The 23,971-nt window shown below is 59.2% G+C and carries 20 protein-coding genes; 14 read left to right on the plus strand and 6 right to left on the minus strand.

What is annotated here, in order from left to right:
* The first annotated feature begins 129 nt into the window (after positions 1 to 129).
* The 11 genes from OKC42_RS04200 (at position 130) to OKC42_RS04250 (ending at position 12,087) form a co-directional block, all read left to right on the plus strand.
* A complete protein-coding gene (locus OKC42_RS04200; RefSeq protein ID WP_005335678.1) occupies positions 130 to 1,020 on the plus strand; it encodes a hypothetical protein in 891 nt (296 codons plus the stop codon).
* Between the two features lie 220 nt (positions 1,021 to 1,240).
* The gene (locus OKC42_RS04205) at positions 1,241 to 1,783 is read left to right on the plus strand and encodes a YtfJ family protein (protein ID WP_005335681.1); all 543 of its coding nucleotides are present in this window, start codon (positions 1,241 to 1,243) and stop codon (positions 1,781 to 1,783) included.
* Positions 1,784 to 1,827: 44 nt separating this feature from the next.
* Entirely contained in the window at positions 1,828 to 2,127 is a 300-nt protein-coding gene (locus OKC42_RS04210) for a hypothetical protein (protein WP_270819109.1), read from the plus strand.
* Between the two features lie 32 nt (positions 2,128 to 2,159).
* Entirely contained in the window at positions 2,160 to 2,750 is a 591-nt protein-coding gene (locus OKC42_RS04215; RefSeq protein ID WP_100652831.1) for a DUF2796 domain-containing protein, read from the plus strand.
* Between the two features lie 4 nt (positions 2,751 to 2,754).
* Complete coding sequence (locus tag OKC42_RS04220; protein ID WP_005335686.1) at positions 2,755 to 3,444, plus strand: ABC transporter ATP-binding protein; 690 nt, start codon at positions 2,755 to 2,757, stop codon at positions 3,442 to 3,444.
* Positions 3,438 to 4,685, plus strand: a complete 1,248-nt coding sequence (locus tag OKC42_RS04225) for an ABC transporter permease (protein WP_043821722.1) — start codon at positions 3,438 to 3,440, stop codon at positions 4,683 to 4,685. The genes OKC42_RS04220 and OKC42_RS04225 overlap by 7 nt, the downstream gene beginning before the upstream one ends.
* A 31-nt stretch (positions 4,686 to 4,716) precedes the next feature.
* Complete coding sequence (locus OKC42_RS04230) at positions 4,717 to 5,190, plus strand: DUF3299 domain-containing protein (RefSeq protein WP_026034852.1); 474 nt, start codon at positions 4,717 to 4,719, stop codon at positions 5,188 to 5,190.
* Positions 5,191 to 5,294: 104 nt separating this feature from the next.
* On the plus strand, positions 5,295 to 6,155 hold the full coding sequence (locus OKC42_RS04235; RefSeq protein ID WP_005354697.1) for a TIGR03899 family protein: 861 nt from the start codon (positions 5,295 to 5,297) through the stop codon (positions 6,153 to 6,155).
* Positions 6,156 to 6,431: 276 nt separating this feature from the next.
* Positions 6,432 to 8,069, plus strand: coding sequence for a methyl-accepting chemotaxis protein (locus OKC42_RS04240; RefSeq protein ID WP_270819110.1), 1,638 nt, complete (start codon positions 6,432 to 6,434; stop codon positions 8,067 to 8,069).
* A 419-nt stretch (positions 8,070 to 8,488) separates the two neighbouring features.
* Positions 8,489 to 10,414 carry an ATP-dependent nuclease gene (locus tag OKC42_RS04245; RefSeq protein WP_270819111.1) on the plus strand — a complete coding sequence of 642 codons (1,926 nt, stop codon included), beginning with the start codon at positions 8,489 to 8,491 and terminating at the stop codon, positions 10,412 to 10,414.
* A complete protein-coding gene (locus OKC42_RS04250) occupies positions 10,411 to 12,087 on the plus strand; it encodes a UvrD-helicase domain-containing protein (protein ID WP_270819112.1) in 1,677 nt (558 codons plus the stop codon). Before OKC42_RS04245 ends, OKC42_RS04250 begins: the two co-directional genes overlap by 4 nt.
* A 543-nt stretch (positions 12,088 to 12,630) precedes the next feature.
* Here the strand turns inward: OKC42_RS04250 and cysC are convergent.
* From cysC to cysG, 5 genes are all read right to left on the minus strand, one after another.
* Positions 12,631 to 13,221 carry an adenylyl-sulfate kinase gene (gene cysC / locus OKC42_RS04255; RefSeq protein WP_115544326.1) on the minus strand — a complete coding sequence of 197 codons (591 nt, stop codon included), beginning with the start codon at positions 13,219 to 13,221 and terminating at the stop codon, positions 12,631 to 12,633.
* A 138-nt stretch (positions 13,222 to 13,359) separates the two neighbouring features.
* Positions 13,360 to 15,084 (minus strand): SLC13 family permease, encoded by a 1,725-nt coding sequence (locus OKC42_RS04260; protein ID WP_270819113.1) that lies wholly within the window; start codon positions 15,082 to 15,084, stop codon positions 13,360 to 13,362.
* 4 nt (positions 15,085 to 15,088) lie between these two features.
* Positions 15,089 to 16,516: a sulfate adenylyltransferase subunit CysN gene (cysN, locus tag OKC42_RS04265; RefSeq protein WP_139739797.1), complete on the minus strand. Its 1,428-nt coding sequence runs from the start codon at positions 16,514 to 16,516 to the stop codon at positions 15,089 to 15,091.
* Between the two features lie 12 nt (positions 16,517 to 16,528).
* Positions 16,529 to 17,461, minus strand: coding sequence for a sulfate adenylyltransferase subunit CysD (cysD, locus tag OKC42_RS04270; RefSeq protein WP_332306667.1), 933 nt, complete (start codon positions 17,459 to 17,461; stop codon positions 16,529 to 16,531).
* A 72-nt stretch (positions 17,462 to 17,533) separates the two neighbouring features.
* Complete coding sequence (gene cysG / locus OKC42_RS04275; protein WP_270819115.1) at positions 17,534 to 18,970, minus strand: siroheme synthase CysG; 1,437 nt, start codon at positions 18,968 to 18,970, stop codon at positions 17,534 to 17,536.
* 197 nt (positions 18,971 to 19,167) lie between these two features.
* On the opposite strand from cysG, the gene OKC42_RS04280 reads away from it, so the two are divergent.
* Positions 19,168 to 20,091: an SPFH domain-containing protein gene (locus tag OKC42_RS04280; protein WP_005335703.1), complete on the plus strand. Its 924-nt coding sequence runs from the start codon at positions 19,168 to 19,170 to the stop codon at positions 20,089 to 20,091.
* On the plus strand, positions 20,088 to 20,543 hold the full coding sequence (locus tag OKC42_RS04285) for an NfeD family protein (RefSeq protein WP_270819116.1): 456 nt from the start codon (positions 20,088 to 20,090) through the stop codon (positions 20,541 to 20,543). Before OKC42_RS04280 ends, OKC42_RS04285 begins: the two co-directional genes overlap by 4 nt.
* A gap of 69 nt (positions 20,544 to 20,612) precedes the next feature.
* On the opposite strand, the gene OKC42_RS04290 is transcribed toward OKC42_RS04285, so the two are convergent.
* The gene (locus tag OKC42_RS04290) at positions 20,613 to 22,718 is read right to left on the minus strand and encodes a methyl-accepting chemotaxis protein (RefSeq protein ID WP_270819117.1); all 2,106 of its coding nucleotides are present in this window, start codon (positions 22,716 to 22,718) and stop codon (positions 20,613 to 20,615) included.
* 140 nt (positions 22,719 to 22,858) lie between these two features.
* On the opposite strand from OKC42_RS04290, the gene nadA reads away from it, so the two are divergent.
* Entirely contained in the window at positions 22,859 to 23,932 is a 1,074-nt protein-coding gene (gene nadA, locus OKC42_RS04295) for a quinolinate synthase NadA (RefSeq protein WP_005335706.1), read from the plus strand.
* The last annotated feature ends 39 nt before the right edge of the window (positions 23,933 to 23,971 follow it).

Below are 23,971 nucleotides of genomic sequence, written 5' to 3' on the forward strand. Positions count from 1 at the left end.
GAGTGACTTAATTTCACAATTAAATTAAAAGTCACATCAATTTGTTATCCAGATCACAAAACGAAACATCACCAAAGTGGTGCCGGCTCACCTAGTTGTTAATTATCGTCCACAGCAGGAAGCACCACCATGAAGCTGACCCCCGCGCTGTTGCTCAGCCTCACTCTCTGCACCACTCTTGGTGCTACAAGCAACGCCAGCGAGATCAACATGAGCTGGCAGTGGCAATCCACCGATGGCCAGCGCAAGCACTTCCAGCTGACCACCGACGATCAGGTGATGGCCGCCAGTCGCCACGAGATGAGCCTGCTGAAGGCCTCTCTCACCAATCCGCTGGAGACCCTTTACGCCTACATCAGCCCGCGGCTCTACAACAGCATCAACCTGATCAATCAGAGCAGCCCCGAGACCGCTACCAAATTTCGCAATCTGGAGCAGGCCTTCACCCTGCGGGACGACAGCATGGAGTCGCTGCTGTTCTGGCAAGCCTACCAGCAGTATCAGGAGGATGCCTTTTACCAGATGAGGGTGATCCCCTGCGTCCATCCTGCCAATCGCAAGCTGCCTTGCGTGCGACCCGATTACTCCCAGCTCTTCTACCACTTCAAGGGGCATCTCAAGCCGTTGGCGCAGCAGTTTGCCGCCAAGGATCTCGCCACCAGCGTCAGCCTGCTGCAGGAGTGGCTAAACGCCATCCCCACCCAGCCGGAGCAGTTGGATCACTTCGCGCCGCCGCTGCAGGCGTTGCAGGATAACAAGGCCGACAGCGATGAGAAGGCGCTGCTGATGGCCAGCCTGCTGGCGGAGCTGGCCCCGCAATATGTGCTCAGCATCATCTACCCGGATATCAGCATTGGCAGCGTCTCCCCTGCCTGGCTGGCCATTACGGCAGACAGTGGCGTACCCGGTGATGTGGTGGTGATCAACAATCAGCGCCATGTGCTGCTGACCGGCTCGTCCCTGCTGGCCCAGCAGATGACCATGGCCAAGATCCCCCTCATCAGCGAGTCGCTCTACTGACGCAGACAGCTCAGACCAGCAGCCAATTCATTGATTTTTATCGATGTCATGCCATCCTAGCCGCCCTTGCCAGCCAACCACCTGACTGGCGGGGCGCCGACGCTTCTGAATTGCGATCTTATTTAACACTTTTTAAACAGATCCGATCAGTTTAGGATGAAGCTCGCCCATTCCCACAATCCGAAACTCGTTATAACATAACAAATGGAGTGTCATCAGGATGAAACATCTCGTACTTACTTTGGCGCTGCTGCCATCTCTGGTCTTTGCTCACAACTTCAAGGATGGCAACCCGGTGCCGCTGGTCAATGTCAGCGACAAGGGTGAGCTGGTACTGAATGGCAAGGAGATCGGCTACCAGCCGTGGCAGAGCACCTCGCTCACCGGCAAGGTGTTCCTGATCCAGCATATTGCCGGTCGCTCCAGTGCCAAGGAGCTGAACGCCCCGATGATCGAGGCGATCAAGGCCGCCAAGTTGCCGCAAGACAAGTACCAGACCGTTACCGTCATCAACAGCAATGACGCCATCTGGGGCACCTCTGGCTTCGTGAAGAGCAGTGCCGAGGACAGCAAGAAAGAGTTCCCATGGTCCGCCATGGTGCTGGATGCCAAGGGCATGGCGCGCAACGCTTGGGATCTGACGCCGGAAAGCTCGGCGATCATCCTGCTGGATAAAGAGGGCAAGGTGCTGTTTGCCAAAGATGGCCAGCTCGATGCCAACAACATTGCTACCGTGATGGGGCTCATCAAGTCCCATCTCTAAGTCAGAGAGAAAGGGCGCTGATGGCGCCCTTTCCATAAGGGTCTATGGGTCGTATCAAGCTGAAAATCTGGATCTTGCTGCTGGGCTGGTTATGGCTGCAGCCTGCCCTTGCCCGGCACCAGTTTGAATCCGTCCTGCCCGGCCACGACGACCATCACTGCCTGGTCTGTGCCCTCCATCTGGATGGCAAGCAGGTCATCACGGCTACCCCCTATTGTTTCCCCGGTTCGACCTCTGTTCTGCCCGCAGTTGCAATCATGCCACGCTCGGCAGATACCGCCACGCTTCACAGCTATGCCATCCGTGCGCCGCCCGCCTCTGTTTTTATCTATCCCTTTGTTTAATTTTGCCATTTGTTTTGAAAAAAGGATTAAAGATGAAAGCAGTTACTCTGTTGCTGGCCGCTGCGGCCTTTGGCGCACACGCAAATCACGACGAACACGAGAGCCACAGCCATGGCGCCCACGAGCATGGCCACGGCCACCTCAATCTGGTGGTCGATGGCGACCAGCTGATGATCGAGCTGCAGGCCCCTGCTGCCGATCTGGTGGGCTTCGAGCACGCGGCCAAGAGCGATGAAGAGAAGGCGCAATACGCCAAGGCGGTCGCCCGCCTCCAGCAGCCTGACGCCCTGTTCCGCTTCGACCCGGCCGCAGGCTGCAAACTGACCCAGCAGGAGCTGCAAGCCGCCAAAGAAGAGCATGATCACGACCATGACCATGACCATGACCATGACAAGGCTGCCAGCGACAAACATGAAGACCACCATGATCATGACGAAGCGGGTCACGCCGATATGGGCGCCATGTACACCTACACCTGCGCCACCCCGGCCAAACTGACCGGCCTTGAGGCGACCCTGTTCAGCGTCTATCCGAGCCTTGAGAAGCTGAGCGTGCAGGGCATTCTGCCTACCGGCCAGACCGCTGGCGAGCTGACCCCGTCCGCCAACAAGCTGAGCTGGTAACGCCATGAAAAAAGCCGTGGTTGAGATCCGCGATCTGGCCTTTGCCTGGCCAGGTGGCGACGCTGTACTCGATCTGCCCGCCCTCACCATCCGCGAGGGTGAGCGGGTCTTTATCAAGGGCCCGTCGGGCTCTGGCAAGTCGACCCTGCTCGGGTTGCTGGCCGGGATCCAGACCGCCAACCACGGCACCCTAGAGGTGCTGGGCCAACCATTGGCCCGGCTCTCTGGCCGTGCCCGTGACCACTTCCGGGCGGCCAATCTGGGTTATATCTTCCAGCAGTTCAATCTGCTGCCCTTTCTCTCGGTGCAGGACAACGTGACCGCTGCCCTCACCTTTTCGCCCGCTAAACGGGCTCGCCTGCAAGGGAGTCCGGAGCAGGAGGCGCGCCGTCTGCTGGCGGAGCTGCAACTGCCGGACGACGCGCTGCATCGCCCCGTCCATGCCCTCAGCATTGGCCAGCAGCAGCGGGTGGCTGCCGCACGGGCGCTGATCGGCTCGCCGCCACTGGTGATCGCCGACGAGCCCACCTCGGCCCTCGACACCGACAACCGGGCCGCCTTTATCAAGCTGTTGTTCGAGGAGTGCGACAAGCAGGGCTCGACCCTCATCTTCGTCAGCCACGACCCTTATCTCGAACCCCTGTTCCCGCGGGTCGAAAACCTGCAACAGCTCAACCGGAGGGCATCATGCTAAAGCTAGCCCTGCAAAGTCTCTGGGCCCGCCGCCTTACCGCCGGGCTCACCCTGCTGGCCGTCGCCATCAGCGTCACCCTGCTGCTCGGGGTGGAGCGGGTGCGCACCCAGGCCCGTGAAAGCTTCTCCAACACCGTCTCGGGGACCGATCTCATCGTCGGCGCCCGCTCCGGTCAGGTGAACCTGCTGCTCTACTCGGTGTTTCGCATCGGCAACCCCACCAACAATGTGGGGTGGGACTCCTATCAGGCTATCAAGCAGAAACCGGGCGTCGCCTGGACCATCCCGCTTTCGCTTGGTGACTCCCACAAGGGATTTCGGGTGCTCGGCACCAATGGTGACTACTTCACTCACCTGAAGTACGGTCAGCAACAGTCGCTGCAACTGCGGGAAGGTCGGCCGTTCGACACGCCGTTTGAAGCGGTACTCGGCGCCCAGGTGGCCGAGAAGCTCGGCTATCACCTCGACCAATCCATCGTCATCGCCCACGGCGCTGGCAACACCTCGTTCAGCCAGCACGACAATCTGCCGTTCAAGGTGGTGGGTATTCTGGCGCCGACCGGCACGCCCATCGATCGCACCATCCATGTGCCGCTGGCGGGGATAGAGGCGATCCATCTTGGCTGGGACACCGGCCGCCACAGCAAGAACGTGACACCGGAGCAGGCGCTGGCGCAGGATCTCACCCCGAAAACCATCACCGCCTTTATGGTGGGATTGAGCAACCGGATCCTGGCGTTCCAGCTGCAACGCAGCGTCAACACCTATCCCAAAGAGCCGCTGATGGCGATCCTGCCGGGGGCCGCCCTGCAGGAGCTGTGGAGCCTGATGAGCGTGGCGGAAACCGCGCTGTCGGTCATCGCCGGTTTCGTGGTGGTAGCGGGCCTGATCGGCATGCTGACTACCCTGCTGGCAGGGCTTAACGAGCGACGCCGAGAGCTCGCTATTTTGCGATCCCTCGGCGCGGGCCCTGCCCACCTGTTCCTGCTGCTGGCGCTGGAAGCGATGGCGCTGACCACGGTCGGCATCGCTCTCGGGGTCGCCGTGCTCTATCTGGGGCAGGGGCTTGCCTCGCCCTGGCTGCTCAGCCACTATGGCCTGCAACTGAGTCTGGGGCTGCCGAGCACCTACGAGTGGCAGTTGCTGGGGGTAGTATGGCTGGCAGGCATGGTGATTGGCCTGCTCCCTGCCGCCCGCGCTTACCGCTACAGCCTGAGCGATGGTATGAGCATTCGCGTCTAGCGAGACGCCCAAAATAGAAACAGAAGGACAGATGATGAAGTGGAAAATTGTGGCGCTGCTCGCCAGCCTGCTGGTGCTGCCCGCCCTGGCCGCCGATTACAAGACCATCGACTGGGATGTGCTTATCCCGGAAGGGGAAAAACTGCTGCCACCGCCCCAGGTCAATCACGAAGATCCCATGTCGGTGCCGCAACCGGTGGGCGGGGTAAACAAGAAGCTGGACAACCAGGATGTGCGCATTCCGGGCTTCGTGGTGCCGCTGGAAGGGGATGCCAAGAAGATCACCGCCTTCCTGCTGGTGCCCTACTTCGGCGCCTGCATCCATGTGCCGCCGCCCCCCACCAATCAGGTGATCTATGTGAGCTACCCCAAGGGGGCGCCGGTGGATGACCTGTGGGATGCCATCTGGGTGAAGGGCAAGATGCGCACGGTCAGCTCCAGCCACGAGATGGCCACCGCCTCCTACTCGATGGAAGCGGTCGAGGTGAGCGTCTACGAGGAGTAATCCTCCCGTTGCAAAAAAAGCGGCCTCCACGGAGGCCGCTTTGTTATCTTGGCATCCCGGTTGGAGTAACATTCAGCTCCAGAACCTGTGCGAATGGAGTCAGCATGGCAGACCTCCCCCCCCCGAAAAAAGAGAGTTCGATCCTGAGCAGCCAGGAGCAGACCCTGCGTCTGGCCCGCAGTCGCGGCATCGACGGCATGCTCACCCGCAATACCGACAGCACCTTCGAACAGCGCGCCACCTTTCGCCATCTGGCGGATCAGGCCGCCCGCCAGCGCAATCTGGAAGCCATCATGGTGATGGCCTCCCGCCACTGCGAAGAGACCGCGGCTGGCGGCGAGATGGACAGCGACTGGCTGACCCGCTTCCTGCAACTGGCGGAAGATATCAGCATGGTGCCGATGCAGCAGCTGTGGGGGCGGATCTTCGCGCTGGAAGTAGCCACCCCGGGCCGCTTCTCCATTCGGGCGCTCGCCACCCTCAAAGAGATGACCCAGCGCGAGGCCCAGCTGTTCCAACGTATCTGCTCACTGACTTGCCACTACACCGGCAGCGACGAGCAGCGACTGCTGCTGGGGCTGCACAAGGGGGCCACTCTGCTGAGCCGCGCCAAGGCAACGCGCCTTGGCCTTGGCAAATACCGACTGCCCTACAACGCCCTGCTGCAACTGTTCGAGCTCGGGCTGCTGCATCGCGCGGAGCTGGAGTCCGGCCCGCTGCCCGCCGATGGGGTCGAGCTGGAATTCGGCAACCAGCGCTGGCGGCTGCAGTGCAAGCAGAACAACATCACCCTGCTCTACTACCGCCTCACCCCGGTGGGCAACGAGCTCGCCCAGCTGCTGCAAGAGTCGCCGCTGGAGGAGTACCTGCAGGATCTGAAAACCGTGCTGGTGCAGGGTATCCAGATTGAAGTGATGCAGCTCGTCAGCCCCCCCTCCTCACCCGCTCCCGACCCTCTCCCCTGATCTCTGGCGGGGCAGCGGATGCCCCGTCGGTTCGTGGTTCCTTCGCATCCAGCTGCTGGCTCCAAGCTTGTGGGCTTGTCGAGAATAGGTTGCAAATTGCAGATGCCGCAGAGGCACACCCCGTCAGCTCCGTTGCATATTGCAAACAGCAACGTTCTTTTCCTGCCAAAACGGCACTAATAACACATCAATCATTAGCTTTTGCCAGCTGGCCCGCCCTTTGCACATGTCTTGATGCAGATCAAAATTTAACCATCACAGCTCGGGAGCAAGGCCATGAGAATCAATCAACCGGTTACCCAAAGAGAACGTCTCTATCCAGACCACCAGAGCCTGATTTCCACCACGGATCTGGAGAGCCGCATCACCTACGCCAACGATGAGTTCTGCGAGATTGCAGGCTTCTCGCTCGACGAGCTGGTGGGGGAACACCACAATCTGGTGCGCCACCCGGACATGCCGAAACAGGCCTTTGCCGATCTGTGGAACCATATCCGCGAAGGCAAGAGCTGGATGGGACCGGTGAAAAACCGCTGCAAGAGTGGCGATCACTACTGGGTCAGCGCCTTTGTCACCCCCATCAAGGATGCCAGCGGCCGGGTGGTGGAGTATCAGTCAGTGCGCACCGCCCCGAGCGAGGAGATCAAACAGCGGGCCGAGAAGGTCTATGCCGACCTTCGCAACAACAAGCTGCCGCTGGCGCTCAAGCTGCCCACCTTCTCCCATACCCTGGCCATCAACCTCTGCCTGCTGCTGAGCCTGCTCGCCATGTTTGCGCTGGGCTACAACCACGACATGAACTGGCAACTGGCGCTGGTCGCCCTGCCGCTGGCGATAGCGGCCATCACCCTGAATGCCCTCTCCCGCCGCCTCGGCAAGCTCAACAAGATGGCCCGCAGCCGCTTTGACAATCCGCTGATGCAGCTGCTCTACACCAACAAGGTGGACAACATCGCCGCCATCGAACTCTCGATGGTGATGAATCAGGCCGAGTTCAACGCCGTGCTGGCCCGTACCCAGCAGACTTGCAGCAAGATCCTGCAGGCCGCCGAGGGGGATCTGCGCAACGCCGAATCCATCACCGACAACCTGCAACAGCAGCAGGCCGAGACCAATCAGGTAGCGACCGCCGTGACCGAGATGTCGGAATCCATTCGCGAGGTTTCACAGAGCTCCAGCGAATCCTCCAGCCTGCTGGACGAGACCGCCGACCTGTTCAAGAGCGGCAACCACAGCGTGGCCGAAACCGTGGCCGCCGTGGCGGGCATGAACAGCGAGCTGACCACCTCCAAGAGCGTGATCAGTGCGCTGGTTGGCCACTGCCGCGATATCGACGGCATCCTCGATGTGATCAACAACATCGCCAACCAGACCAACCTGCTGGCCCTCAATGCCGCCATCGAAGCGGCCCGGGCTGGCGAAGCGGGTCGCGGCTTCTCGGTAGTGGCTGACGAGATCCGCACGCTCGCCATCAAGACCCAATCCTCGACCAGCGAGATCCAGAAGATGATCACCGAGCTGCAAACCAGCGCCGGGGATGCAGAACAGGCGATGGAGAAGGGCTGCCAACTCTCCGAAAGCTGCCAGCAAAAAGCCTCGGCGACCGGCACCATTCTCCAGCAGATCAACGATATGCTGCAGCAGGTGGCCTCCGGCAGCGGCCAGATTGCCCAGGCGGTGCAAGAGCAGTTCCACGTTACCGCCGAGATCAACCGCAACGTGCTCAGCATCAAGACCCTGGCCGATGACTCCAGCGTCGGCAGCCAGCACGCCGTGCACGGCATCACCCAGCTGGTAAACCAGTTAAGCGATCTCGACCGGCTGGTACGCCAGTTCCAGAAGGGGGCTCCGACAAGCCAGAGCCGCTACGAAGTGGCCACCACCCGCGCCGTGCCGGTTCGCCAAGCCAGATAACCACTACCCAAACAATCACCGCAGAAAAACCCTATGGGCCTTTGGGCCCATAGGGTTTTTTAATGCCCGCCAGCAAGCTGGCGACACTCTCGCTTTCACCGTCCGATTTTCCCCAGCTCTGATGGCCAACACTGTTGAGCGGTTATATCGCCGTCCGTTATTTATTAATTTATTGATCTTGCTCAGAAAACCGCCCGCTTGCGCTTTTCACCCCAGCACCGTTCGGTAACATAGCCGCTTGGCGGCCTCTCGTTGAGGTTAACCATAAGCAAAGCCTGCACTAAAGCACAGGTAAAATGCAGCCAATTCACGGGCTAGCACTTTGACCTCCGAGTTAGATGTGTAATCGGCGACCTGCTAAGAATCACTCAATATGGTGATGATCCTCATTCTCTTGGTTCTAAGACTTAGGATTACCAATGAAGCTGCAAACCCTCCGCCTATCGAGCTTCCAATCTTTCGGGGCAGCACCCACCGAAATTCCATTGGAGGAGATGACTTACCTCATTGGGCCTAATGGCTCCGGCAAAACAGCTGCACTACAGGCCTTGTGCCGGTTGTTTGCCTTTGATCCATCACTGCGTCGAATACTGCGCTCAGACTTTCATGTCCCATTGAACGAAGAAGTACCTCCGGCGGAGCGCCAGTTATGGATCGAGGCCGATTTTGTATTCCCTGAACTAAAAGATGACGGAGACAACAGCACGGTTGCACCTCATTTCGGCCATATGCGCCTCGACGAGATCGATGGCACACCACGCGTTCGTTTTCGCCTTAACGCAACCATGGGGCTGGATGGGGATATAGAGGAAAACATGGTCTATGTGTTGGACATCAATCCAGATGGCTCACCACTTACCACCACCCAAGTACCCCGAGCGGAACGTAACCATATCCATATCCACTACCTCCCCGCACGCCGTGATCCCGCCGATCAAATTGCCTACGGAGCGAATGCATTACTGGGGCGCATGCTACGTGCGGTGAATTGGGATGCAGAGCGAACAGTCATTAAGGGACTGACCGACCAAATCAGTGACAGCTTGGCGGGCAATCCATCAATCAATGCGTTCAGCGCAAGTTTGGGAAATGCATGGGGCGCTTTACACAAAGGGAGATTCTTTGCCGACCCCAAGCTAACTTTTGTTGCGTCCGAGATCGAAGCCTTGTTGCGGCACATGTCGGTGTCTTTCACTCCTGGCCATGGAGAGCAGTTGGTAGATTTCTCACGACTTAGCGACGGCCAGAAGTCGATGCTGTATCTGTCACTGGTACACTCTTCGCAGGCGATTGGCCGTGCGGTACTGGCGGCTGAAGATACTTCATTCGATCCAGACAAGCTGCGCCCCCCCGTCTTTACTGTGGTTGCACTCGAAGAGCCAGAAAACAGTCTCTCGCCGCACTACCTTGGGCGGATCGTCAATGCCCTCAATGAAATGACCGGACAAGGTGACGCACAAGCGCTAATCGCCACCCACGCACCATCCATGCTGCGGCGCGTTGCTCCGGAACGTATCCGCTATCTGAGGTTGACCGAAGAGCGAACATCACGAGTCACGCATATCCAACTGCCAGACACTGCTGATGAAGCGCACAAGTTTGTGCGTGAGGCAGTACAAGCCTTTCCCGAGGTCTATTTCTCGCGACTTGTCGTTCTTGGAGAGGGTGATAGTGAAGAAATCGTATTACCACGGCTTCTTAAAGCGAAGGGATCGCCTGTTGATGAATCTGCGGTTTCAATAGCCCCCTTGGGGGGACGTCACGTCAATCACTTTTGGCGCCTACTTTCCACACTGCAAATTCCATATTTGACATTATTAGATCTCGATGTATCTCGCTATGCTGCTGGTTGGGGGCGGATCAAGTACGTAAATGATCAACTCTTTAAGTTTGAACCGGCAAAAATACTTCCTGCCGCTTTTCCTCTGCCGAAATGGGATACAGCCGACACACCAGTCCGAACACATCACTATTTTGATGGAAGCACGAAAGACGTATTTCTTGAGCTGGAGAGTCGAGGTGTATTTTTCTCGGCTCCTATGGATCTCGATTTCGCCATGTTACTTGCTTACCCAGATGCGTATGGCGTAGTTAAGGAAGATCCAGAGGCATCCACGATCAAAGCTGTTTTGGGTAACAGTCACCACGATGCAAGCCAGTACAGCGAAGATGAGCAGAAGCTATTTAACACCTACCATCAGCGCTTCAAGCTTGGTAGCAAACCCGCAGCCCATATTGATGCATTGGCTCAGCTGACTGATGCAGAACTACTGACAAACATGCCCGCATCCCTTAGCAGATTGGCAGATGCCGTCATCACCAAACTCGCGGATCTGCCGGAATGATAACGGTCGAGACTTGGGAGCCTTCAGATGGGCTGACACTTGAGCCCAACGCCCTGATTGCAGCCAAGGAGCAAGTCCGCAGCCTTGCTCTTACCGCAGGCCCGGGGGCGGGAAAGACGGAAATGCTTGCACAACGAGCAGATTTTCTATTGCGCACAGGTACCTGCCGCTATCCCAAACGGATTCTGGCCATTTCGTTCAAGGTCGATGCCAGCAGTAACCTGAAAGAACGGGTTAAGCGACGCTGTGGTTCAGAACTTGCTACGCGGTTTGACAGCTATACCTTTCACGCATTCGCCAAGCGCATCATCGATCGTTTCCGTCCTGTGCTAACTGGTGAGTATGCGTTGGATGCTGGATACCAAATTGCAGATCGGAAACTTGGCCCATCACGGACGTTGGTCACGTTTTCCGATCTGGTGCCGTGGGCAATTGAGATTCTAAGAAAGTCCCCTGTCGCACGACATGCCATCCGTCAAACCTACAGCGATGTCTTCCTCGACGAATTCCAGGACTGTACAAACCTTCAATACGAACTCCTCAAGCTCGCCTTTCAAGGTACGAACATTCGCCTGACCGCCGTGGGCGACACCAAGCAAAAGATCATGGGCTGGGCAGGAGCTCTGGAAGGTATATTTCAGAACTTCGTTGCTGATTTTGCAGCAACTCCGCTCAATATGTACCGCAACTTCCGCTCTAAACCACGTTTGCTACGTTTGCAGAACGAGATCATTCGCAAGCTGGATCCATCTTCTGTCATGCCTGATGAGCAGCTTGCAGGCGACGAAGGGGAGGTATTCGCGTGGCGCTTCGAAAACAGTCGTCAAGAAGCTGACTACATCGCAGATTTGATTGCTGGCTGGATAAAGACAGAACTGTTGCCACCTGCAGAAATTGCGGTCCTGATTCGTAATCAGCTCGACCTTTACGCCGATCACCTGATGGCGGCACTGGAGGCTCGTAGCATCCCCTTCCGCAACGAGCAGCAGATGCAAGATATCACGGTCGAACCTGCAGCACGTTTAATCGTGGACTATCTTTCCTGCCTCTATGGTCAGCGCGAGCCCAAAGCATGGATTAGGCTCATGAACCAGCTAATCCCGTTTGCAAATGAAGAGATTCCATCAAACGCGCGCAAAGACCTTGATCGGCTCATCAAGCAGCAACGAAAAGAAATTGCCCTTGCCGAGCTGGTTGATCCCCCTTTCTCTGGCTGGTGGGAATTTGTTCAGATATTCCTGAAGCAAATCAGTATTGAAACACTAATGTCGCTTTCCACTGACTACGAGTCTCGTGACCGACTAAGTGAAGTAATCCGTGATACCAAGACCAAAATTGAAGAATTGCTAACGCTGGAGCCTGACTTGCCCCAAGCCCTTAAGCGCTTCTCAGACGATCAAGCCGTACGAATACTAACCATCCATAAGAGCAAGGGCCTTGAGTTTGATTCGGTCATCATCATGGCCGTCGAAAACGAGATCTTCTTTGGAAATCAGGATGAAAATCGCTGTGCTTTTTTTGTCGGAGTTTCACGTGCAAAAAAACGTCTAGTCCTTACTCACGCAGATCAGCGAGAGCGCCCAGCTGGACATACGAAGCGCTGGGATGTGCATCGCACACCTCAAACTGAATATTTCGGCTATGCCATACCGCTTGTGAAACAAGAACAATAAGCAAAATAGAGTCGTCATACCCGCCATATTGGTTGCCGCGTAATAGCCCGACAATTAGGTTTGCGGTGCAATGCGCTGCGCTTATTACACCCTACATATCAAAGCGTTCGACGGAACCCGTAGGTTCGAATAGCGAAGTGTATTCGGACAATCGCGAATAATCCCGCCACGGCATAAGCAAAAATCGGGAGTTCCCCTTGTGGGGTTTATATCGGCAGCCTTGAGATGGCTCAAGGCTCGTCTGTGCCACTATAAGCTGGATTTATGGGTTTTCTGATAATGACCCAACTTTTGCTTATAGTAGCGGCCGCCAGCCCATCAGCGCCTGTGGTGGCCAACTTAACGGCCGCCGGGCGCTTGTTATAGGTTCTTCCGATCCAATGACTCGCAGGCGAGGCGGGCAAAGATGGCCTGTGCCCTTGCGCACCCGCACCTGCGCTCAATTTGCTACTTAATTTGCTGCTTACAGCTTGCTGCCCGGATGATTACTCGGTTGCCGGGATAACAATCTTGCTCTCTGTGTAAAACGGCGCAACTCAACAGCTACAGGTAGTTCCCCTGCCGCAGGGCGGTCAGCAGCTCATCCACCAGCGCGGCGACCGGCTTGCCGGCGTTAAGCAGATGGATTTCCGGCTGCTCCGGCGCCTCGTAGGCGGAGTCGATACCGGTAAAGTTGCGGATCTCCCCTGCCCGCGCTTTTTTGTAGAGCCCCTTGGGGTCACGCTCTTCGCAGACGGCGAGCGGCGCATCGACAAACACCTCGACAAACTCCCCTTCGCCCAAGAGGCTGCGCACCAGCGCCCGCTCGGCACGGAACGGCGAGATAAAGGCGGTGAGCACGATCAGGCCCGCATCCACCATCAGTTTTGCCACCTCGCCGACCCGGCGGATATTCTCCTGCCGCGCGGCATCATCGAAACCGAGATCGCCACAGAGGCCGTGGCGCACATTGTCCCCATCCAGCAGATAGGTGTGCTTGCCTTGTGCCGCCAGCGCCTGCTCCAGCGCCCCCGCCAGGGTCGATTTGCCCGCCCCCGACAGCCCGGTAAACCAGATCACCAGCGGTTTTTGCCCTTTAAGCTCGGCCCGGCTCTGTTTGTCCACGGCATGCTTGTGCCACACGATATTGCTCATCCCACACTCCTTGCTTGGCGCTTACGCCTCAAAACTTAAACTGTCCGGCACCACGGGGAGCCGCCTCGGACTATCAGCCGACAACGTGCTGGTGCCATGGTATTGCTCACCCAACACGCCTTGATTGGCGCTCACGCCTTAAAACGGAAACAGCAGGGGCACCATCACAATCACCCCGAGGCTATAGGCCAGCGAGACCGGCAGGGCCAGCTTGAGGTAGTCCGGCATCTTGTAGTTGCCCGCGGCATAGACCATCAGGTTGGTCTGGTAGCCGTAGGGCAGGATAAAGCTGGAGCTGGCCCCGAACAGCACTGCCAGAATAAACGGCATGGTCGAGACATCCATGCTGAGCGCCAGCTGGTAACCCATGGGGAAGGCCAGCGCCGCAGCGGCGTTGTTGCTCATCAGCTCGGTCAGCACCAGGGTAAACAGATAGATACCGATAAAGGCGATGATGGGGCTGGCACCGTTGAACTCCCCCATCAGCCAGTCGGCGATAAGCTTGGCTAGCCCGCTCTTTTCCAGCTGATCGGCGATGGCGAGCGCCCCACCCACCACCAGCCAAATATCCAGCGGAAAGCGGCGGCGGATCTCGTCCAGGGTCAGAATGCGGGTGAGCAGCAGCACCACCAGCATCAACAGCAGCCCCTTGAACAGCGGCACCAGATCAAACACCGACAGTGCCAGCACCCCGAGAAAACCCAGCACCACGGCGGCGCTGCGCTTGCCATCGAGACGGGTGGAGGCTTCCAGCCCGCTCACCACCACAAACTCCCGCCCCAACGACTTGTTGCGGGCAAACTGGGGGCCGGGGGCCAGCAGCAGGGTATCACCGGCATGCAGCTCAATCTGGCCGAGGCCACCGGTAAGCTGGGTTTCGCCGCGGCGCACCGCCAGCACCACCGCATCGAAGTGGGTACGGAATTCGGCATCCTTGATGGTCTGACCCACCAGCCGCGAGCTGTGGCTGACGATCACCTCCACCAGATGCTGGCCGTTGAGGCGGTGCTGGCCGTAGAGATCCAGCCCCTTCATCTCCTGCAATACGCCAACGCTCTCCACGTCTCCGCAAAAGAGCAGCACGTCCCCTTCGTGCAACTCGTGTTCCGGCTGCACCGGGCAGATCACCTGATCGCCGCGAATGATTTCCGCCAGATAGAGGCTTTTCAGGCTGCGCAGGCCGTTCTCCTTGACGCTGCGCCCCGCCAGCGGTGAACCGGTGCCCACCTTGGCTTCGAGAAAGTAGCCGGATTCGCGGCTCATCTCGGTATCCTGCTCCGGCAGGTGACGGGCAAACAGCAGCACGGCCACCAGACCGGTCAGCAGGGTGCCCGCTCCCACCATAAAGAAGTCGAACATGCCGAGCGGCGGCGCCCCCATCTTGATGAGGAAGCTGTTGACGATCAGGTTGGTGGAGGTGCCGATCAGGGTCAGCACCCCGCCAAAGGTGGCCGCGAAGCACATGGGCAGCAGCAGCCGTGACGGCGCATGGTTGGGGTTGCGTTTGACCGCTCCCAGCATGGAGGCCACCACGGCGGTGTTGTTGACGAAGGCCGACAGGAAGGCGGTGGAGAACCACACCTTCACCAGCACCTTGTTGAATGAACCCGTGCCCACCAGATTGGCGAACCAGCTCATGATGCGGGTCTTCTCCACCGCCAGCGACACCAGCAGCAACAGCACCAGCGTCAGCAGGGCACTGTTGGTGTAGCCCGCCACCACGGCATTGATATCCGCCAGCCCGCTCAGGTAAGTGATGAGCACGGCGCCCGAGAAGAGCAGCGCCGGGCGGAGTTTGCCCTGGATCAGCAGGGCCACGAGAGCAGCCAGCAGACCCAGCACCAGGAATTGTTGCCAGGTCATGGGCTTACTCCTTGCTTGTGTCGTTACCGATGGCAAGAGCTTGCCAGTGCGGGAAGTGCTTGCGCACCAGCGCGTTGAGCTCGATTTCGAACTCGCTGTAGTGCCCTTTTGCCACTTTCGCAGCCAAGCCTTCCACTATCATGCCCGCGCCGACGGTGACGTTGGTCAGCCGGTCGATCAGGATAAAGCTGCCGGTATCACGGATCTCCTGATACGGGTCGAACGCCACCGGGTCGGTGAGGCTCAGCTCGCACAGGCCGATCTCGTTGAGCTTGAGCTCGCTCGCAGGCAGCTCGTCGAGCTTGTTGATCTCGATACGGTGGCGGATGGCCTCCACCTGACCGCGACTCTTCTTGGTGGCCAGTTTGACGTCGTAGACCCGGCCCGGTTGCAGGGACTCCTCCCCCATCCAGACGATATGGGCCAGCACATTCTGGGTCACTTGCGGCCGCTTGGCTGCATCCACCAACAGGTCGCCGCGGCTGATGTCGATCTCGTCAGCAAAGGTGACTGTGATGGCCTGACCCGGCAGGGCGTACTCCAGATCGCCGTCGAAGGTGACGATGCGGGTCACGGTACTCTCCTTGCCCGACGGCAGCACCGCAAGCCGGTCGCCCACCCGCAGAATGCCGGAGGCCAACGTGCCCGCGAAGCCGCGAAAATCGAGGTTGGGGCGGTTCACATACTGCACCGGCAGGCGCACCGGATGACGCTCCAGCTCGCGCTCAACTTCTGCCGACTCCAGCAGAGCCAGCAGGGTTTCGCCTTCGTACCAAGCCAGCTTGTCGCTCTGGTTGACCACGTTGTCACCGTCCAGCGCCGAGACCGGCACGATATGGATGGTGTCGACGCTTAGCTTCTTGGCGAACTCGCGGTAATCGGCACTGATGCGCTCGAACACCTCCTGACTGAACTCCACCAGATCCATCTTGTTGACCGCCACCACGAACTGCTTGATGCCGAGCAGGCTCGCAATAAAGCTGTGGCGGCGGGTCTGATCCAGCACGCCTTTGCGGGCATCGATCAGAATGATGGCCAGATCGCAGGTGGAGGCGCCGGTGGCCATGTTGCGGGTGTACTGCTCATGCCCCGGGGTATCCGAGATGATAAATTTGCGCTTGGCGGTGGAGAAATAGCGGTAGGCCACATCGATGGTGATGCCCTGCTCGCGCTCCGCTTGCAGGCCGTCTACCAGCAGCGCCAGATCCAGCTTCTCGCCGGTGGTGCCGAGCTTCTGGCTGTCGGACTCCAGCGCTTTTAGCTGATCTTCATAAATCTGCTGGGAGTCGTGCAGCAGGCGACCGATAAGGGTGCTCTTGCCGTCATCCACGCTGCCGCAGGTGAGAAAACGCAGCAGACTCTTGTGCTGCTGGGCGTGCAGATAGGCTTCGATGCCCTGTTCGGTGATGGCGGTCTGAATATGGCTGTTCATGCTGACGACTCCTTAGAAATATCCCTGACGCTTCTTCTGCTCCATGGAGCCGGCCTGATCGTGGTCAATCAGCCGCCCTTGCCGCTCGCTCGAGGTGGTGAGCAGCATCTCTTCAATAATTTCCGGCAAGGTGGTGGCATCGGATTCGATGGCCCCGGTCAGCGGGTAGCAACCGAGGGTGCGGAAACGCACCAGCTCCTGCTTCACCTCATCCTCGGCGGTCAGCGGCATGCGCTCGTCATCCACCATGATCTTGATGCCGTTACGCTCCACCACCGGACGGTAAGCGGCGAAGTAGAGCGGCACTATGTCGATCTTTTCCAGATAAATGTATTGCCAGATATCCAGCTCGGTCCAGTTGGAGAGCGGGAACACCCGGATGCTCTCCCCCTTGTTGACCTGGCTGTTGTAGACGCGCCACAGCTCCGGACGCTGGTTCTTCGGATCCCAGCGGTGGGACTTGTCACGGAAGGAGTAGACCCGCTCCTTGGCGCGGGACTTCTCCTCGTCGCGACGGGCGCCACCGAAGGCGGCGTCGAAGCCATATTTGTTGAGCGCCTGCTTGAGCCCCTCGGTCTTCATGATGTCGGTGTGCTTGCCGCTGCCGTGGACGAAGGGGTTGATGCCCATGGCGAGCCCCTCCGGGTTCTTGTGGACGATGAGATCCAGCCCGTACTTCTTGGCGGTCTCGTCGCGGAACTTGATCATCTCCTTAAACTTCCAGTCGGTGTCGACGTGGAGCAAGGGAAACGGGATCTTGCCCGGATAGAAGGCCTTGCGGGCCAGGTGCAGCATGACGGAGGAGTCCTTGCCGATGGAGTACATCATCACCGGGTTTTCAAATTCGGCAGCCACCTCGCGGATGATATGGATGCTCTCGGCTTCCAGCTGCTGCAAGTGCGTCAATCTTTCACGGTCCATGTTGGTCCTCGGGTCATTGCTTATGCGCCTGCTCGGGGCGCTGGGTGGTTCAGTGCGCGGCCGCGCTGGCAGCCGCATCAAATATCTCTTTCTCGGTCAGGCCAGCTGCACCAGCTTGAGGTCGCAGCCATCGAGATCCGGGTTAGCGCGCTGCTGCTCGCCGCCCTGCTCTCCAAACCAGGCCAGCCGATCGCGCAGGGCGACCACTTCGCCGATGACGATAAGCGACGGGCTCACCGCCTGTTTGGCCAGCTCAGCCAGATCCGCCAGCGTGCCGGTCAACACCCGCTGACGGGATGTGGTGCCGCGCTCGATGATGGCGATGGGGGTAGATGTGCTGCGGCCGTGATCCACCAGCTGCTGCTGGATATGCTCGGAGCGCATTAGGCCCATGTAGATGACCAGAGTCTGACTGGTAGCGGCGAGCTGCTGCCAGTCGGGCTCCTTGCCCTCTTTTTGGCAGTGGCCAGTAATAAAGACGGCGCTCTGGGCGTAATCACGGTGAGTGAGCGGAATGCCGGCATAGGCGGTGGCACCGGCGGCGGCCGTGATGCCGGGCACCACCGAGAAGGGGATTCCTTCGTCGGCCAGCACTTCCAGCTCCTCGCCGCCCCGGCCAAACATGAAGGGATCGCCCCCTTTCAGCCGCACCACCCGATTGCCCGCCTTGGCGTATTCCACCAGCAGGCGATTGGTCTCCTCCTGCGGCACGCTGTGGGCGCCCGCCTTCTTGCCAACCGACACCAGAGTGGCATCGCGGCGCACCAGATCGAGGATCTCAGGCGAGACCAACTGGTCGTAGAGCACCACTTCGGCCTGTTGAATTTGTTGCAGCGCCTTGAGGGTCAAGAGGCCCGGATCACCGGGGCCCGCGCCGACCAGCACCACCTCGCCCACTTCGCTTTTCGCCTGGTCGAGACCATCGCTCAGCCACTGCTCGGCACCTTGCCAATCCTCTTTCTCAATCAGGCTGGCGAGGGTGTTGGAGGCAAAGGCGCGCTCCCAGAAGCGGCGGCGATCGGAAATCGAGGAGAGCACCCGCTTGGCCTTGTCACGCACCCGGCCGGAGAGCTCGGTCAGTCCGCCGAGATGGCGCGGCAGCAGGCTCTCCAGCCGCTCGCGCAGCAGGCGCACCAGCACCGGCGCCTTGCCGCCGCTGGAAACCGCCACCATCAGCGGCGAGCGATCGATGATCGAGGGGAAGATAAAGCTGGAGCGTTTGGGGTCATCCACCACATTGACGAACAGACCCAGCTGGTTGGCACTTTGATAAACCAGTGCGTTGACTTCGAGGTTGTCGGTCGCTGCCACCACCAAGATCTGACCTGCCAGATGGGCCGGGGTGAAGCGCTCCGCCAGATGGGTGAAACGACCGGTGAATTCAGCAAATTCCGGTTCAAGCACCGGGGAGACCAGGGTCAGCCGGGCACCGGCCGCCAGCAGCAGGCGCGCCTTGCGCAGGGCAACCTCGCCCCCGCCCACCAGCAGTACCGGGCGGCCTTCCAACCTGGCAAACATAGGTAAATAATCCATTTCGGCCCATCCCTCGGAACACGACTAATATGGGGCGACTATAGGCAGGGCAGCTTATCCCTCAAAATAATAAAAAATGCTTTTTAATGCGTTTTGGTAATTAGCAAAGCCAATTCATGACAAAGGCATACAAAGTCACTTGTGGTACCTGACGCCAGACCATAGGCTAGGGACTGTGTTTCATAAGGAGCTAAATGATGAATGAATCATTGATTGTGCTAGGGATTTTCGTGTTCCTGGTGCTCGCCACACTGAGTGCGGGCATCAAGATAGTGCCCCAGGGCTACAACTGGACGGTGGAGCGCTTCGGCCGCTACACCCGCACCCTGACCCCGGGCCTCAACCTGTTGATCCCCTACGTGGATCGGGTCGGCCACAAGATCATCATGATGGAGCAGGTGCTGGACATCCCGGCACAAGAGGTGATCTCCCGCGACAACGCCAACGTCACCATCGACGCCATCAGCTTTGTGCAGGTAGTGGATGCCCGCAAAGCGGGTTATGAGGTCAACGATCTCACCAGCGCCATCCGCAATCTCACCATGACCAATATGCGCACCGTGCTCGGCGCCATGGAGCTGGACGAGATGCTCTCCCAGCGCGACACCATCAACGAGAAGCTGCTGCGCACCATGGATGCCGCCACCGCCCCCTGGGGTATCAAGGTGACCCGCATCGAGATTAAAGATGTGCGCCCGCCGCTGGCACTGGTCGAGGCGATGAACGCCCAGATGAAGGCCGAGCGCCAGAAGCGGGCCGAGGTACTGGAAGCCGAAGGGGTGCGCCAGTCCAAGATCCTGAAAGCGGAAGGGGAGAAACAGTCCCAGATCCTCAAAGCCGAAGGTGAACGTCAGGCTGCCTTCCTCGCAGCCGAAGCGCGGGAGCGTGCTGCCGAGGCAGAAGCCAAGGCGACTCATATGGTCTCCCAGGCAATTGCGGAAGGAGACCTGCAGGCCATCAACTACTTCGTGGCTCAGAAATATACCGAGGCCCTCGCCCGCATCGGTGAAGGCCCCAACAGCAAGATCATCATGATGCCACTGGAAGCAGGCAGCCTGATTGGCTCGGTGGCTGGTATGGCCGAGCTGTTCAACAAAGATGGCAAGGGCAGCAAGTCATGACAGCCCTGTTAGAGGGGCTGACCCACTGGCACTGGCTGGGGCTCGGCTTCATTCTGCTGGCCATCGAGGTGCTCGGCTCGGTGGGCTTTTTGCTCTGGACCGGCATCGCCGCGCTGGAAGTGGGCCTGCTGCTGCTGATCTGGCCCTTTGGCTGGCAGGCGCAGTTGCTGCTGTTTGCGGTGCAATCCCTGCTCACCACCTGGGCCTGGTGGCGCTGGCAGCACCAGCGTGACAACTCGGGTCAGGATGCCGCCAGCACCATCAACGAGCGGATGCAGAGCTATATGGGCCGCGAGCTGACCCTGCTGGATGATGTCGCCCAAGGCACCAGCCGGGTACATCTGGACGACACGGTCTGGACAGTGCGCTGCGACGATTCGCTACCTGCGGGCAGCAAGGTCAGGGTGGTGGGGGCCGACTCCCACATCCTGCTGGTTGAACCCCGCAACTGACGCCGCTCTGCCATCGAGCCATAAAACAGCCCGCGATCGCTCGCGGGCTTTTGTCTCTCTGGCTGCCACTCAGGTACGCAACCGATCGAGCTGACTGGCGAGCGCCGTGGCCGCTTGCTCCAGCGCCTCGCTCAGTTGATGGCTGGAGCTGGCCTCCTGCCCGATCACGTTGGCGGTATCACCAATCCGCATCAGGTTCTGGTTGATGGTATCGCTCACCGCACTCTGCTGCTCGGCGGCGGTGGCCACCTGACTGATGTGGTCGTGGATCTGCTGGATCTGGGCCACCACCCGATTGAGCGCCTCGAACGCCTGCTCGGTGCCCTGCACCGTGGTAGTGGAGCGCTCGATACCGGTATTCATCAGACGCTGACTGCTGCTTACTTCGGTCTGCAGGCTACCAATAAGCTGGCCGATCTCGTCGGTCGATTCACGGGTCTTGGTCGCCAGCGCCCGCACCTCGTCCGCCACCACCGCAAAGCCACGGCCCATGTCCCCTGCCCGCGCCGCTTCGATGGCGGCGTTGAGGGCCAGCAGGTTGGTCTGCTCGGCAATGGCGCGGATCACATCGAGGATCCGGCTGATATTGGTGCTGCGCTGGGCCACCAGCGCCACCGCTTTATCCGCCTCATGCATATCTCCGACCAGAGTATGGATCTCGTTGCGGGCATTGCTGAGGGTCTGCTGGGCGGTATTGATATGGTGGGTCGCCGCTTCCGACTCCTGCGCCGCTTGTTCGGCATAACCTGCCACACTGACTGCCGTGGTGCTCATCTGATGCATAGCGCTCACTACGCTCTCCAGCTCCAGATTCTGCTCGTCCAGACTGTTGCGCATGGTGTCGGCGGTATGTTTCATCTCCCGCGCCTGCTGGTAGACCTGCTGGCCGATCCCCTTGCTCATTTGCACCATGCCCCGCAGCTTGCCGAGGAAGGCATTGAGCTGGGCCCCCAGATCGATCAGCTCCCGATGGGTGTCGATCTCCATCTGCTGGGTCAGGTCCCCCTCGTTGCTGGAGAGATGGCCCACATGGCGGCTGATAAGAGAAAGTGGCGCTGTGATGGTCTGGATAAACCAGACCAGCAAGCCCAGCACCAACAGGGTAATCCCGCCCATGGCGATGATCTGCTGCCGCTGCGCATCCACCAGCAGGGTGCCCAGTTCATTGCTGATGGCGTGCGCCTTGCCGAGCGCCAGCGCCTTGGGCACCTTGATCATCAACCACCACTGGGTATTGGCTGCCTCAACCCGGATGGGCTGATGAAGAATAAAGTCACTGTCGCTGCTGACCGGCTGACCGTCAGGCAGGGTCTGGCCTACCTCCTTGAGTGGACGGCCCAGCTTGTCGGCATAGCGGTTGCTGCCCACAATCAGCCCCATCTTGCTGACCAGGGTCACATCCGCCTTGTTGTCATAGAGGCTCTTGCCAAGGTTTTCAGCCAGTTGCTGGAAGATGGGCAGGTTCATATCCACTCCGGCCAGCCCGACAAACTTGCCGTCACGCAGCACTGGCACCGTCAGACTGGTCATCAGCATCTTGTTGCCCGGGCTGATTTCGTAGAGGTAGGGCTCCATCAGGCAGGGCTGGCGGGTATCGCGACCACAGAGATACCACTCGCTGTTGCGAATGCCAAACTCGTTGAGGGAGGTATCAAACTTGGCCTCGCTGGCAGCAGCGTCCACCGCTTGCTGGGCGACGGCGCCTCCCTGCTCCTTGGTGAAATAGACCTCCAGACTCCCCTTGCCTGCCACCGAGTGGCTGGCCCCGCCCAGCCAGTTGCCATCCTCGCCATCGTAGCCATCCGGTTCAAACTGGGCGTAGATGGAGCTGATCCCGCTCGCCTGCTGCAGGCTGCTGCCGAGCAGAGACTCCACTTGGGGCCGCGACAAGCGCAGTTCCGGTTTGGCCATCCCGGCTTCAATCTGGGCGGTCACGGTCAGGGGGATCTGATAGGAGTTCTGCATCAGCGAGGCAATCTGGATGGCATAGCGCTCTGCCTGATACTGCAGGCTGCGGGAGACCTCCTCTTCCAGTGCATCGCTGGTCTGGGTCATCACCATGTTGCGAAGGGAACTGAACGAGGCCGATTGCAACAGGGTCATGGCCAGCCCGGTCAGCAGAAACAGTCCCATGGTAAGGCACAACAACTTGAACTTGAGGGAACGTTGCTTCATGCGACAACTCCTTATGGCAGAATAACAACGAATTACTTGAGTATATTCGCCCACTTGCGCTTCACCCGATTTGTTGATGGGTTTGTGGCAGGCTTCTGGTTATAATTTTTGCCTTCCCGAGCGTTGATGGAACAGTCGCAATGAGCAATGCACTGAGCAGTGTCCCGCCGGTAGTCGCGATGGACTACCCCTTTCCGGCCAAACCTCTTCCCCTGAGTGCCGAGCAGAGAACGACCTTGACCACAGAAATCAAGGCGCTGCTCAAGGAGCGCAAGGCGGTACTGGTTGCCCACTACTACACGGATCCCGAGATCCAGGCGCTGGCCGAAGCCACGGGCGGTTTCGTCGGTGACTCGCTGGAGATGGCCCGCTTTGGCCGCGATCACGAGGCGCAAACCCTGATCGTCGCCGGGGTACGTTTCATGGGGGAAACCTCCAAGATCCTGAGCCCCCACAAGCGGGTGCTGATGCCGACGCTGGAGGCCGAATGCTCCCTCGATCTGGGCTGTCCCATCGAACAGTTCTCCGCCTTCTGCGATGCCAATCCCGACCATACCGTAGTGGTCTATGCCAATACCTCGGCCGCCGTCAAAGCGCGGGCTGACTGGGTGGTGACCTCCAGCATCGCGCTCGAGATCGTCGAACACCTCGACAGTCTGGGTCACAAGATCATCTGGGGCCCGGATCGCCATCTGGGCGCCTATATCGAGAAGAAGACCGGGGCGCAGATGCTGCGCTGGCAGGGCCACTGCATCGTCCATGACGAGTTCAAGGCCCGTGCCCTGCGCGAGCTGAAAGAGCAGAATCCGGACGCCGCCGTGCTGGTTCATCCGGAATCCCCCGCCTCGGTGATCGAGCTGGCCGATGCGGTGGGATCCACCAGCCAGCTGATCAAGGCAGCCAAGGAGCTGCCCCAGCAGAAGCTGATCGTGGCGACCGATCGGGGCATCTTCTACAAGATGCAGCAGGCCTGTCCGGAGAAAGAGATGGTGGAAGCACCGACCGGTGGCGATGGCGCTACCTGCCGCAGCTGCGCCCACTGCCCCTGGATGGCGATGAACGGTCTGGTGGCGATCAAGGAAGCGCTCACCGACGGTGCCGAGCGCCACGAGATCCATGTCGATGAAGATCTGCGGGTCAAAGCCTTGATCCCCCTCGACCGGATGCTCAATTTCGCCGCCGAACTCAAGCTCAAGACTCAGGGCAACGCCTGATTGCCGCCGTCACGAGATGCAAAGAGGGCTCCCGCGGGA

The organism is Aeromonas sp. Y311-2, from assembly GCF_027706025.1.
Lineage (GTDB): Bacteria > Pseudomonadota > Gammaproteobacteria > Enterobacterales > Aeromonadaceae > Aeromonas > Aeromonas veronii.